The sequence below is a fragment of the Streptomyces sp. N35 genome (genome assembly GCF_016464295.1).
Lineage (GTDB): Bacteria > Actinomycetota > Actinomycetes > Streptomycetales > Streptomycetaceae > Streptomyces.
Window position 1 is genome coordinate 2,207 of record NZ_JAEIMH010000054.1, and the last position, 12,687, is coordinate 14,893.

Genomic DNA, 12,687 nt, shown 5'->3' on the forward strand with positions numbered 1-12,687 from the left:
GGGGGGGGGGGGTGGGGGGGGGGGGGGGGGGGCGGGGCCGGCCCCCCCCCCGTCCTCGGGGGGAGGGGGGGGCCCCCCTGTGCGGTCACTCGCGGATCAGTTGAACATCCGCCAGTCGTACGTCAGCCGGTAGCGCCCCCCGTGCCCCGCGAACTCCACGGAACGGTCGCTGCTGTTGTCCTGGCCGGCCCAGCGGCTGGTCAGGGACGGGATCACCGTGCTGACGGTGACCGGCTTGAAGACCTCGTCGCCCCACAGGCCCTTGAGGAAGTCGAAGATCTGCGTCACGGCGTAGCCGACGGCTATACCGATCGCGATGCCCACGGGGCCGCCGGGGGAGCCGATCGCTCCACCGATGGCGGCCGCGACCGCCGCGGCCACCTTGGCCTTGACCTTGTCGAGCAGCCCGTTCAGGAAGTCCGCGAGGCCGCCCCAGTCGACTTCGGCGACCACGAGGGTGACGAAGTAGGACTTGGGGAACGTCACCGTGGACTCGGTGAGCGAGAAGAACGTGAGCCGCTTCGGCGGTGTGTACGTCTGCACGTCACCGGTGTTGAAGCTGCGCACCTTGAACGCGGAGACCTTCTTCGTGTCGCCGCTCTCGTCGATGGTCGTGGCGCCCAGGTGGATCTCGTCCTTGCCGATCTCGCTCGTCTCGTCCAGGCACTTGATCTGGTGGATGCGCAGTTCGAGCTGCCTGAGCTGGCTCACGGCCTGAGCCCCGGCTTGCGCCCCGGACTGTGCCGCGGTCTCCTGCGGCCCGGTGAGCGACGCCCCCGGCAGCTTGCGCAGCTCGTCCGCGGGGAACTTCAGCTTGTCCGGGAAGGGCAGGGCCTTGACCTGTGCCTCCACCGACGCGGGCGAGCGCAGGTCGACCTTGGAGAGGTCGCCGAGGCGGCCGGCGCGCGCCGGGCTCTTCAGCTCGGTGACGGCCTTGTCCGCCGCCTTCTTGCGCTGCCCGTCAGGCAGCGTCGCGAACCGTGCGGCGAACAGCTGCTCCACAGCCGATTTCGCCGTCGGCATCGGATACTTGGCGGGCTCCGCGTGATGACAGGCGACCTTCTCCGCTGCCAGCTGCATCTCCCGTACGACGCGGTCCGTGACCGCTTGGAGCTTGGCGTTCGGCATCGTGGTGACCACGCTGTCCTTGTTGTCTGCCATATCTGCTCCTCCCCCAGTTGGTGTCCCTGTGCGGTAGTTCCGCCAGGTGTCACCGACGTTAGGGACAAGGGGACCTCGCCCGCCCCGGGGAACGGCCCGGGGGAATCCCCAGGGTTGCCCGGGGTCCTGCCACGGGCCGCGACCAGTCGCCCGTCTGCTGGGGGCCCGCGTACTACTGCTCCGCGGCGAGCACCGCGGCAAGTCGCGTACGGGAGTCGACGCCCAGCTTGGTGAAGATCCGGCCGAGGTGGTACTCGACGGTCTTCACACTGATCACCAGCTCCCGTGCCACCTGCCGGTTGGTCAGCCCGGCCGCCACCTGACGGGCCACGGCCAGCTCCTGGGGTGTCAGGCGCGACGACTCCCGCGCCCGCCGCTCCCCCGGATGCAGGCCACAGGCAGCCAACTCCCTTTCGCAGCGCTCGAGATCGGGCCGGGCGTCCAGTCGTACGAGCAGGTCCCGGGCCCTGCCGAGCTGCTCGCCCGCCCGCTTGCGCCGGCCCGTGCGGCGCAGGAACTGCCCGCAGGCGAGATGCAACAGCGCACGGTCGAACGGGATCTCGACGTGCTCGGCGTGCTTCAGCGCGAGCCGGAAGGCGCGTTCGGCCGCGCGCTGGTCGCCGCGGGCCGCCTCGAGGACGCCACGGCTGCGGGCGGCGAGCAGCAGGGCGCCGTGATGGCCGCGCTGCACCGCCGTGGACTCGCAGGTCGCGAGGGCGGACGCGGCGCGCTTGTGGTCGTCGAGCGCCGTCCAGGCGTCGGCGAGCACATCGGCCCACGGCAGGGACCCGGGTTCGGCGAAGTCGCCGCGGTCGCAGAGCGCGAGCAGCGGATCGAGGGCGGAGGCGACCTCCTCGTGCCGGCCTTGGGCGCGGGCCACATGGGCTTCGGCCAGCGCCGCCCACACCGCCGGGTTGAGATGGCCGAAGCCGGCGTACTCGCGGACGACCCGGGCGTGCGCCGCGGCCTTGCCGAAGGAGCCGCGGGCGCTGTGCAGCAGAGCGGCGATGGTGCGGCAGTACAGGGCGATGTGCGGCTGGTCCGTGTCCGCGGCCAGGGTCAGCGCGAAGTCGCAGTGTGCCAGGGCATCGTCCCAGCGGCCCGCGCGGTACTCGGCCGAGGCGAGCGCCGTGGCGGTCAGTACCCGGAACGACGCGGCCCGCTCCTGGCAGTGCGCGTACACACCGGTCAGGTCGGCCACCGCGCCCGGCAGGTCCCCGGTCATCTCACGCAACGCGCCGCGCGCCAGCAGCTCTTCGAGTTCGGCCGGCGAGGCGAGGGCCGGATCGGGGAGCCGGGGCAGTCCGGCGAGAGCGCCGGACGCGTCGCCGCTCATCGCCCGCCCGATCAGGGCGAGATAGCGGATCATGTCGGTGGCCGTGTCGTCCGGGGCGGTGCGCAGGGCGAGCCCGGCCCACTCCGCCATCTGCGCGCCGCGCGCCATGCTCCCGTACAACGCGGCGAACTGGGCGGCGATCCGAGCCGCGAGCACCGGGTCGCGCTGCGGGTCGCAGCGCCGCCAGGCGTCCCTGAGCAGCAGCTCCGCCCGGTCGATGTCGAACAGGCTGAGCCTGCCGAGCAGATAGCTGCGCCAGCCCGTCGCGGCGAACGTGCCGAGCTCGCGGGCCGCCTCGGCCACGTCCGGCACATCGCCCGCGAGGATGCGGCACTCCACCTCCTCCAGGGTGTAGCGCTCGTACGCCGCCCTGTCCTCGACCAGCCGTGCGGCGGCGCCCAGTTGGGCTGCGGCGTTCCCCCACGCCCCCTCGGCCGCGAACCGCCGGCCGAGCGTGGCGAGGTCGGCGGCCAGCGCGGGATCGGGCCCGGTCGCGGCTGCCGCGCGGTGGCGCAGGGCGCCCGCGGGGTCCGCCGTGTGCGCGGCGGCCCGGAGATGGAGGGCGGTGCGCAGGGAGGGGCCGAGATGGTGGTACACGGCGGCGTGCACCAGAGGGTGCGGGAAGCGGATCAGCGCGTCACCGGGCCGCTCGGTCAAAAGCCCTGCCCGTACGGCCTCTTCGAGCTTCTCCGACGCCTCGGCGGTGCACGGTCGCGGCGCCGTGTCGCCGGCCAGGGCCGCCGCGGCGTCCAGGGTGCACTGCATCCCGAGTACGGCGGCGGCGCTCACCAGCGCCTCGGTGCCCGGCGAGCAGGCCCCGAGGCGGGCCAGGACGAGTGCGGTGAACGACTTCGGCGCGGGCGGCGCCGTGTCGCTCCGCTCCAGGGCGATCAGGAGCTCCGGCCCTTCCTGTTCGAGCAGGGCGAGGGTGTGCAGCGGGTTGCCGGCGGTATGGGTGCGCAGCCGGGTGGCGGCTCGTGCGGTGAGGGTGCCGCCGCTCAACTCCCGTATTTCCACGGCGTTCAGGCCGTTCAGATCGATGCAGGTCGCCGTGTCCGCGGTGAAGAGGCGGCGCAGGCCGTCCGGCAGCCGTGCGTCGTTGATGTCGCGCAGGACGAGCAGGGTGACGACCTGGTCGGCGCGCAGCCGGCGTACGGCGAACGTCAGGGCCTGCAGTGAGGCGTGGTCCGCCCACTGGGCGTCGTCGACGACGAGCGCCACCACGTGCTCGCCCGACGCGCCGCCCTCGGGCCCCACACCTCCCGTGCCGCCTTCGCCTCCTTGGGCCTCGTCGAGGGCCTCGAGGATCGCGGCACCCGCGGCCGGGGGATCGATCCAGCGGGTACGCCGGCCGTCGAGCAGCCGCTCGGTCAGCCCGAACTCCAGCTGCGCCTCGGCGATGTCGCCGTCCGCGTGCAGGGTGCGGTCGACGGTGGTCAGGAACTCCCTTACGAGGGCGGTCTTGCCGATACCGGCGGGACCCTGCACGAGGATGTTCTGCGGCGCTCCCGTGCTCGCGAGCTGCCGTGCCCGGGCGAGGGTGGCGAGGGCCTTCCGGCGTCCTACGAAGTCCACCTCGCACCCCCGTTCGACCCCGGTCCTCGCATCCTCGCGCGCTTGGGTGGACCGGTCCAGCCCTGCGCGGATCGTGGTGGGGCCGGAGCGGTTCGTGGTGGGGCCGGAGCGGAACGCGGTGGGGCCGGAGCGGAACGTGGGCGGGAGGAGCGCAGTTCAGGGGCTGACGAGGCCCCACCCCGCCGCAGGCGCCCACGCCCGGCCCGCTCCGTACCGTCCCCGATGCCCACGCTCGGCCCGCCCCGCACACCACCCCCGCACACCACCCCCGCACACCACAGCCCACCCCGCACACCACCCCCGACCCCTCCGCCTCAGCCCGCCCCGTACACCGCCCCCGGCGCCTCCGCCTCGGCCAGCAGCTTGAGCGCCATCTCCCCCACCTCACCTGGCTCCCAGCGAGCCCCCTTGTCCGCCGTCGGGCCCCGCCGCCACCCCTCCATCACCGTCACCTTCCCCGCCTCCACCTCGAAGACCCGGCCGGTCACGCCCTCGGATGCGGACGAGCCGAGCCAGACCACGAGGGGGGAGACGTTCTCGGGGGCCATCGCGTCGAAGTCCCCCTCCCCCGGGGCCGCCATCGTCGCGGCGAAGGTCTCCTCCGTCATTCGGGTGCGCGCCGCCGGGGCGATCGCGTTGACCTGGACGCCGTAGCGGCCCATCTCGGCGGCGGCCACCGCGGTGAGGCCGAGGATGCCGGCCTTCGCCGCGGAGTAGTTGCCCTGGCCGACGGACCCCAACAGCCCTGCCCCCGAGCTGGTGTTGACGACCCGGGCGGCGACCGTGCGTCCCGCCTTGGCCTCGGCCCGCCACCAGGCCGCCGCGTGCTTCAGCGGCAGGAAGTGGCCCTTGAGATGCACCCGCATCACCGCGTCCCAGTCGTCCTCGTCGAGGTTGACCAGCATCCGGTCCCGCAGGAAGCCCGCGTTGTTCACCAAGGTGTCCACACGGCCGTACGCCTGAAGAGCCGTACGGATCAGCGAGGCCGCACCCTCGGACGTCGCGATGTCGCCGCCGTGCGCGACCGCCGCGCCTCCCGCGGCCTCGATCTCGGCGACCACGCGGGCGGCCGGGCTGTCCGCCCCGGCGGCCGTTCCGTCGAGTCCCACGCCGAGGTCGTTCACGACGACCCGGGCACCCTCCGCGGCGAAGGCCAGGGCGTGCGCCCGGCCGAGGCCGCGGCCCGCTCCCGTCACGACGACCACGCGCTCCGCACACAGACCCGTTGCCTCAACCGGCATCTCAGCTCTCCTTGTTGACATTCGCAGCGTCCAGAAAGGCGGGGCGCTCCCCGCCCCCGTGCAGCAGCAGACTCGCCCCGCTGACATACGCGGCGCGCGAGGAGGCCAGGAACACCGCCGCCTCCCCCACATCCGAAGGTTCCGCGAGCCGCCCCAGCGGTACGGTCGCCGCGACCGCCGCCACGCCGGCCTCGTCGCCGTAGTGCAGCTCGGTGAGTTCGGTGCGCACCATCCCGAGCACCAGCGTGTTCACCCGCACCTCCGGCGCCCACTCCACCGCCATCGAGGCGGCCAGATTCGCCAGTCCCGCCTTCGCCGCCCCGTACGCCGCGCTGCCCGGCGAAGGCCGCTGACCGCTGACGCTGCCGATCATGACGACCGAGCCGCGGCTCTCCCGCAGCAGCGGATACGCGGCGAGCGAGACGGCCATCGGGACGGTCAGGTTGAGTTCGACGACGCGGGCGTGCCGGGCCGCGTCGCTCTCGGCGAGCAACCGGTACGGCGTGCCGCCGGCGTTGTTGACCAGCGCGTCCAACCGGCCGTATCTGCCGGAGACTTCGGTGAACAGCGCCTCGACCCCGGCCGGGTCCCGCAGGTCCGCTGCCATGAACTCCGCCTTGCGGCCCGCCTCTTCGACCGGTGCGTCCGGGGGTCTGCGGGCACAGATCACCACCTGCGCGCCGGCCGCGAGAAAGGCCCGGGCGATTCCGGCGCCGACGCCACGGGTGCCGCCCGTGACGACCGCGACCCTCCCATCCATCTCCATTCGCTGCTACCTTCCCCACCTAACAAATGTTTGGTGGAAAGGTAGCTGATCCCGCAATGACTGTCAGGCCCGAATCCACTGTCAAAGGCGTCTCCACCTCGAGCCCGGACAAGGGCATCGCGCTGGTCACCGTCGACTTCCCGCCCGTCAACGCCCTGCCCGTACAAGGCTGGTACGACCTGGCCGACGCGCTGCTCGCGGCGGGACGCGATCCCGGGACCCGGGTCGTGGTCCTCACCTCCGCGGGCCGGGGCTTCAATGCGGGCGTCGACATCAAGGAGATGCAGCGCGACTCCGGGCACGGCGCGCTCATCGGCGCCAACCGCGGCTGCTCCGCGGCCTTTTCGGCGGTGTACGACTGCGAGGTCCCGGTCGTCGCCGCGGTGCACGGGTTCTGTCTGGGCGGCGGGATCGGGCTCGTCGGCAACGCGGATGCCATCGTGGCCAGCGAGGACGCCACCTTCGGTCTGCCCGAGCTCGACCGCGGCGCACTCGGCGCCGCCACACATCTGTCGCGTCTGGTCCCGCAGCACCTGATGCGCGCCCTGTACTACACCTCGCGCACCGCGACCGCCGCCGAGCTGTACCAGCACGGCTCGGTCTGGAAAGTGGTGCCGCGCGAGCAACTCCTGGACGAGGCACTCGACTTGGCGCGTGAGATCGCGCAGAAGGACGGCTATCTGCTGCGGCTCGCCAAGGCCGCCATCAACGGCATCGACCCGGTGGACGTCCACCGCAGCTACCGCTTCGAGCAGGGCTTCACCTTCGAGGCCAACCTCAGCGGGGTGGCCGACCGCGTACGGGACACCTTCGGAAAGGACGCCTGACCATGGCCGACAAATCCATGACCGTCGAGGCCGCCATCGGCCGCCTGGAGAGCGGGATGACCCTCGGCATCGGCGGCTGGGGTTCGCGCCGCAAGCCGATGGCGCTGGTCCGCGCCCTGCTGCGGTCCGAGGTCACCGATCTGACGGTGGTCTCCTACGGCGGCCCGGATGTGGGCCTGCTCGCCGCGGCCGGCCGGATCCGCAAGCTGATCAGCCCCTTCACCACCCTCGACTCCATCCCGCTCGAACCGTATTTCCGCGCCGCGCGCGAGAGCGGGACCTTCGAGCTGATGGAGGTCGACGAGGCGATGTTCATGTGGGGGCTGCACGCGGCCGTGAACCGACTGCCGTTCCTGCCGGTGCGGGCCGGCATCGGCTCGGACGTCATGCGCGTCAACCCGGCCCTGAGGACGGTGACTTCACCGTACGAGGACGGCGAGACCTTCGTCGCGATGCCGGCGCTGAAGCTGGACGCCGCCTTCGTCCACCTCAACCGCGCCGACCGGCTCGGCAACGGGCAGTACCTGGGCCCGGACCCGTACTTCGACGACCTGTTCTGCGAGGCCGCCGACGCCGCGTACGTCTCCTGCGAACGGATCGTGGAGACGGCCGAGCTCACCAAGGAGTCCGCACCCCAGACGCTCCTGGTGAAGCGCCACAGCGTGGCCGGGGTGATCGAGACACCGAACGGCGCGCACTTCACGTCCTGCGTGCCCGACTACGGGCGGGACGAGCCCTTCCAGAAGCTGTACGCGACCACGCCGTACGCCGAGTTCGCCGAGCGCTTCCTCGCCGGGGACGAGGCCGCCTACCAGTCGGCCGTGGAGGCCTGGCACGAGGAGCAGAAGTGACCACGATGACGGATGTGACGCGGACCCCCCTTCTCCCGCCCACCCGCTCCGAGTACTGCGTGATCGCCTGCGCCGAGGCCTGGCGCGACAACGGCGAAGTGCTCGCCAGCCCCATGGGGTTGATCCCCGGCTTCGGCGCACGCCTGGCCAAGCGCACCTTCTCGCCCGATCTGCTCCTGACCGACGGCGAGGCGATGCTCGTCGACCTGGACGGAACGGTCGAGGGCTGGCTGCCGTACCGCCAGCACCTCGCCATGGTCACGGGCGGCAAGCGGCACGTGATGATGGGCGCGAGCCAGATCGACCGCCACGGCAACCAGAACATCTCCTGCATCGGCGACTGGGAGCGGCCCAGGCGCCAGCTCCTCGGGGTACGCGGCGCACCGGTCAACACCCTCAACAATCCGACCAGTTACTGGATCCCCAAGCACTCCAGGCGGGTCTTCGTCGAGCATGTCGACATGGTGTCCGGCGTCGGCTATCAGCGGGCGGCCGACGCGGGTCCGAGCGCGACGCGCTACCACCGCCTTCCGCGCGTGGTCACCAACCTGGGGGTCTTCGACTTCGAGACCCCCGACCACGCGATGCGCCTCGCGTCCCTGCACCCCGGGGTCACGGTGGACGAGGTGGCCGAGGCCACCGGGTTCGCGCTGGTCGTCCCCGATGACGTACCGCGGACGCGTGAACCTTCCGCGCACGAGCTGGAGTTGATCCGCGAGGTCATCGACCCGCGCACGCTGCGGGACCGCGAGGTGCCCGCGTAATGGCTGTCACCTCTCTGCAGACCGCTCTCACGCGCCTCGTCGGCGTCCGCCACCCCATCGTCCAGACCGGCATGGGCTGGGTGGCGGGCCCCCGTCTGGTGTCGGCCACGGCGAACGCGGGGGCGCTCGGCATCCTGGCCTCCGCGACGATGACCGTCGACCAGCTGCGTACGGCGGTACGGGAGGTCAAGTCCCGAACGTCGGAGCCGTTCGGGGTGAATCTGCGGGCGGACGCCGGGGACGCGGGCGACCGGGTGCGGATCATCATCGACGAGGGCGTGAAGGTCGCCTCCTTCGCGCTCGCGCCCTCCAGGGAACTGATCGCCGAGCTCAAGGAGGCCGGTGTGGTCGTGGTCCCGTCCATCGGGGCGCGGCGGCACGCCGAGAAGGTCGCGGCCTGGGGCGCGGACGCGGTGATCGTGCAGGGCGGTGAGGGCGGCGGGCATACGGGAGACGTGGCGACCACCGTGCTGCTGCCGCAGGTGGTGGACGCCGTGGACATCCCGGTCGTGGCGGCGGGCGGGTTCCACGACGGGCGCGGTCTGGTGGCCGCGCTCGCGTACGGGGCGGCCGGTATCGCGATGGGGACGCGTTTTCTGCTCACCTCGGACTCGACCGTCCCGGACGCGGTCAAGGCCCGCTATCTCGCCGCGACCGTCAAGGACGTCACGGTCACCACGGCCGTGGACGGGCTCCCGCACCGCATGCTCCGTACGGATCTGGTGACGTCCCTGGAGAACGCGGGCCGCACCCGCACCCTCGCGCGCGCGGTGCGCCATGCGGCGGCCTTCCGCACACTCTCCGGGCTCAGCTGGCGGCAGATGGTCCGCGAGGGACTCGCGATGAAGCACGGCAAGGAGCTGGCGTGGAGCCAGGTGCTGCTCGCGGCCAACACCCCCATGCTCCTCAAGGCCTCCATGGTCGAGGGCCGCACGGACCTCGGCATCATGGCGTCGGGACAGGTCGCCGGTGTCATCGAGGACCTGCCCTCCTGCAAGGAACTGGTGGACCGCGTGCTGGCGGAGGCCGACGCGGTCCTCATGCGACTGCAAGCGCAAGGCACCCTGCCGACACCAGGGTGATCCCTCTTCTCCGTAAGGGAGGAGCGTCATGCCCTTGACGAGACGCGCACTGCTGAGCACGACCACCGCCACCGCCGCCCTCGCTCTCACGGCGCCGCCTGCGAGGGCCCGCCACCGGACACAGTCCGGGCGCCTCATCCCGCTCCAGGGCGCGGTCAACGTCCGTGACCTGGGCGGCTACCGCACCTACGACGGGGACCGGTTCCGGCACGGCCGCGTCTACCGCGCCGACGAACTCGGCAAGCTGACGGACGCGGACGTGACGACCCTCGCCGGACTGCGGCTGACCCGGGCGATCGACTTCCGGGTCCCCTTCGAGATCCAGCAGAACGGCGCGGACCGGCTCCCCGCCGGGGTCACACCGGTCGCCCGCCCGGTCAGCGACCTCGGCCTGTACGCCCAGCTCCTCCAGATCATCGGCTCCCGCGATCCGGTACGGCAGGAGGCGGCGCTCGGCGGCGACCGGGGTGCGGAGCTGATGCGCACGATCTACCGCACGTTCGTCACGGACGCCGCCAACCGCGCCCAGTTCGCCGACACCCTGCGCGATCTGGCCAGGGCGCGGGGCCCGGTCCTCTACCACTGCACCTCGGGCAAGGACCGTACGGGCTGGACGAGTTATCTGCTCCTGCGCCTGGTGGGCGTGCCCGCGGCGACCGCGTCACAGGACTACCTCCTGTCCAACACGTACCGCGCCGAGGCCGACCGCCGTACGCGCGAGGGAGTGCGGGCGCTGGGCCTGATGCAGAACCCGGATCTGCTGATCCCGGTCCAGGAGGTGCGGCCCGACTATCTGGGGGCCGCGCTGGGCCGGGCGGAGGCGGACTTCGGCGGGCTCACGGGGTACGTACGGGAAGGGCTCGGGCTGAACTGGGGGGTGATCGCGGCCCTCAGGGCGCGGCTGGTGGACTGACCCGGTCCCTCGCGTGACCCGCGGTCGCGGCGGCCGGTCCGAGACCGGCCGCCTGCTCCGTTGGCGCGGGGAGCGCCGCGCCCGCCTGCTCCCGCCGCACGACGGCCCCCGCGTCCATCGCCTTCAACCGCCGCGAACTGGCCCGCATCTGCACGGCCGAAAGGCCCGCGAGCACACCGCCGAGCGCCAGCCAGCCGAGCGGGCCCGCCGCCATCACCGCACCGGTGATGAGCGGTGGGCCCGCGGACTTCTGCACGGACTGGGACATGCCCGCCACACCCAGGTAGGCGGCGCGTTCGGGCACGGGGGCGAGACAGACGGCGAGCTCCCAGGAGCTGACGGACCGCAGCAGTTCCGCGACCGTCACCACCACCGCCGTGGCGACGAGCAGCGCTCCCGCCCACAGCGCCGGGGCCCGGGCGGACAGCGCGAGCAGTCCGCAGCCCGCCGCGACCGCGAGGCCGTAACCGCGCAGGGCCCGCACAGCGCCCTCGGGCCCGTCGAAGCGTGCGGAGAAGGGGAGTTGCAGGAGCACCACCATCACCGTGTTGACCACGAGGAACACCGGCACAAGGAGATGCGGCGCGTCCGTGCAGGTCACCAGCCACAGCGGCAGGCCCACCATCAGGATCGTGTCGTCGAGGTTCAACGGGATGTCGAGCAAGGCGAACCGCAGGTACCCGCGGTCCCGCCAAGGACCGCGCCCCGCAGGCGAACCCCCGTGCCCCGTGGCCGACTTGGCGAGCCCGGCCGGCGTGCGCCGCCGGGTGCACCGCACGAGCAGCGCGGCCACCAGGAACGACAGCGCGTTGGCCAGAATCAGCGCCCGGTACGCGCCGACCGCGAGCCCGACCGCCGCGATCCCGGCACCGAGCGCGTACCCGGCGTTGGCGACCGTACGGAACAGCGCCTGGTACGTACCGCGCCGCTCCCCCGCCACCTCCGTCGCGAACACCATCTCCAGGGTCTTCGCGGCCCGGTCGCCGGCGAAGGTGGCCGCCACGACGGGCAGCAGCGCGGCGAAGCTGTCCAGGGCGAGGAGCAGCCCTACGGTCCCGATCCGCAGCAGGTGGCACGCGATCAGCAACGTGCGTACGGGAAAGGTCATCGCGAGCCGCCCGGCCAGCGGCGACCCGACGATCCCCGCCACGCCGGCCACCCCGAGCAACAGCCCGACCCGGGCGGCATCGAGCCCGGTGACCACGGTGAAGTAGAGCACCGACGAGGCAGCCCACACCCCGGTCCCCGTACGGTCCACGAACTGCCCGAACAACATCAGCCGCGCATCCCGCCCACCGGGCGGCCGCCTCAACTGCCCGATCAGCCCGGTGCCGTTGCCCGTACGCCGCACGTCTCCCCCGATTTATCTCGACATCAAGACACCGCGGCAGTCTCACACCAAGGAATCTTGACGTCAAGAAAGTTTGGAGGGGTCACACCTCGGCCGGGGCGGGCGCGCGGGGCCGCTCGGGCTCCGCCCGGGACTCCGCGAGGCCGAAGCGGACGCGCACCGCCCACACCCACCCCGGCCCCCACCAGTTCGCCCGGCCCGCGAGCCGTATGAACACCGGCACGAGCACCGCCCGGATCAAGGTCGCGTCCGCGAGGATCACCACCACCATGCCGACCGCCAGCATCTTGAGGAAGACCACCCCGGAGCTCGCGTACGTGGCGAACGACGCCGCCAGGATCACGGCCGCCGACGTGATCAGCGGACCGCTGCGTTCCAGGCCGAGCGCGACCGCCGCGGTGGTGTCGCCGGTCCGGCCGTACTCCTCCTTGATACGGGAGAGCAGGAACACCTCGTAGTCCATGGACAGCCCGAACGCCGTGCAGAACATCAGGATCGGAATGGACGGTTCGATACTGCCGGTGGCCGTGAAACCGAGCAGGCTGGACAGATGGCCGTCCTGGAAGATCCACACCAGCGTGCCGAACATCACCGCCAGGCTCAGGGCGTTGAGCACCATCGCCTTCGCGGGCAGCAGCACACTGCCGGTCATCAGGAAGAGGATGAGGAAGGTCACGGCGAGGATCAGGCCGAGGACCAGCGGCAGCCGGTCGGTCAATTCGGCGCGGAAGTCGGCCAGTTCGGCCGGATAGCCGCCCAGGCGCGCCTCCGCGCCGGCCCTCGGCCCGGTGTCCCCCCGCGCACCGGCGGCCCCCCCCCC

At 72.3% G+C, this 12,687-nt stretch carries 11 protein-coding genes; 5 read left to right on the forward strand and 6 right to left on the reverse strand.

Annotated elements, in window-relative coordinates; translation table 11 throughout:
• Positions 1–96 precede the first annotated feature (96 nt).
• The 4 genes from JAO81_RS26760 to JAO81_RS26775 form a co-directional block, all read right to left on the reverse strand.
• Positions 97–1,161 (reverse strand): hypothetical protein, encoded by a 1,065-nt coding sequence (locus JAO81_RS26760; RefSeq protein ID WP_199550499.1) that lies wholly within the window; start codon positions 1,159–1,161, stop codon positions 97–99.
• Between the two features lie 172 nt (positions 1,162–1,333).
• Positions 1,334–4,072 carry a LuxR family transcriptional regulator gene (locus tag JAO81_RS26765; RefSeq protein WP_199550500.1) on the reverse strand — a complete coding sequence of 913 codons (2,739 nt, stop codon included), beginning with the start codon at positions 4,070–4,072 and terminating at the stop codon, positions 1,334–1,336.
• A 314-nt stretch (positions 4,073–4,386) separates the two neighbouring features.
• Entirely contained in the window at positions 4,387–5,313 is a 927-nt protein-coding gene (locus JAO81_RS26770) for an SDR family oxidoreductase (RefSeq protein WP_199550501.1), read from the reverse strand.
• A gap of 1 nt (position 5,314) precedes the next feature.
• Positions 5,315–6,079: an SDR family oxidoreductase gene (locus JAO81_RS26775; protein WP_199550502.1), complete on the reverse strand. Its 765-nt coding sequence runs from the start codon at positions 6,077–6,079 to the stop codon at positions 5,315–5,317.
• A gap of 26 nt (positions 6,080–6,105) precedes the next feature.
• On the opposite strand from JAO81_RS26775, the gene JAO81_RS26780 reads away from it, so the two are divergent.
• From JAO81_RS26780 to JAO81_RS26800, 5 genes are read left to right on the forward strand one after another with little or no spacing between them, the layout of a single operon-like run.
• Positions 6,106–6,906 carry an enoyl-CoA hydratase family protein gene (locus tag JAO81_RS26780; RefSeq protein ID WP_199550503.1) on the forward strand — a complete coding sequence of 267 codons (801 nt, stop codon included), beginning with the start codon at positions 6,106–6,108 and terminating at the stop codon, positions 6,904–6,906.
• A 2-nt stretch (positions 6,907–6,908) separates the two neighbouring features.
• Positions 6,909–7,757 carry a CoA transferase subunit A gene (locus tag JAO81_RS26785; RefSeq protein ID WP_199550504.1) on the forward strand — a complete coding sequence of 283 codons (849 nt, stop codon included), beginning with the start codon at positions 6,909–6,911 and terminating at the stop codon, positions 7,755–7,757.
• Positions 7,758–7,762: 5 nt separating this feature from the next.
• A complete protein-coding gene (locus JAO81_RS26790; protein ID WP_199550548.1) occupies positions 7,763–8,521 on the forward strand; it encodes a CoA-transferase subunit beta in 759 nt (252 codons plus the stop codon).
• A 14-nt stretch (positions 8,522–8,535) separates the two neighbouring features.
• A complete protein-coding gene (locus JAO81_RS26795) occupies positions 8,536–9,603 on the forward strand; it encodes a nitronate monooxygenase family protein (protein WP_199550549.1) in 1,068 nt (355 codons plus the stop codon).
• 28 nt (positions 9,604–9,631) lie between these two features.
• Positions 9,632–10,516 (forward strand): tyrosine-protein phosphatase, encoded by an 885-nt coding sequence (locus JAO81_RS26800; RefSeq protein ID WP_199550505.1) that lies wholly within the window; start codon positions 9,632–9,634, stop codon positions 10,514–10,516.
• On the opposite strand, the gene JAO81_RS26805 is transcribed toward JAO81_RS26800, so the two are convergent.
• Positions 10,494–11,867: an MFS transporter gene (locus JAO81_RS26805; RefSeq protein ID WP_307813732.1), complete on the reverse strand. Its 1,374-nt coding sequence runs from the start codon at positions 11,865–11,867 to the stop codon at positions 10,494–10,496. The genes JAO81_RS26800 and JAO81_RS26805 overlap by 23 nt on opposite strands.
• Before the next feature lie 82 nt (positions 11,868–11,949).
• Positions 11,950–12,687: MMPL family transporter (locus JAO81_RS26810; protein WP_199550506.1), on the reverse strand; the 738-nt coding region annotated here is incomplete at its 5' end.

Excerpts from the sequence above, each read along its gene's own strand:
- JAO81_RS26760 (WP_199550499.1), bottom strand. The coding sequence starts at position 1,161 with ATGGCAGACAACAAGGACAGCGTGGTCACCACGATGCCGAACGCCAAG.
- JAO81_RS26770 (WP_199550501.1), bottom strand. The coding sequence starts at position 5,313 with ATGCCGGTTGAGGCAACGGGTCTGTGTGCGGAGCGCGTGGTCGTCGTG.
- JAO81_RS26775 (WP_199550502.1), bottom strand. The coding sequence starts at position 6,079 with ATGGAGATGGATGGGAGGGTCGCGGTCGTCACGGGCGGCACCCGTGGC.
- JAO81_RS26780 (WP_199550503.1), top strand. The coding sequence starts at position 6,106 with ATGTTTGGTGGAAAGGTAGCTGATCCCGCAATGACTGTCAGGCCCGAA.
- JAO81_RS26785 (WP_199550504.1), top strand. The coding sequence starts at position 6,909 with ATGGCCGACAAATCCATGACCGTCGAGGCCGCCATCGGCCGCCTGGAG.
- JAO81_RS26790 (WP_199550548.1), top strand. The coding sequence starts at position 7,763 with ATGACGGATGTGACGCGGACCCCCCTTCTCCCGCCCACCCGCTCCGAG.
- JAO81_RS26800 (WP_199550505.1), top strand. The coding sequence starts at position 9,632 with ATGCCCTTGACGAGACGCGCACTGCTGAGCACGACCACCGCCACCGCC.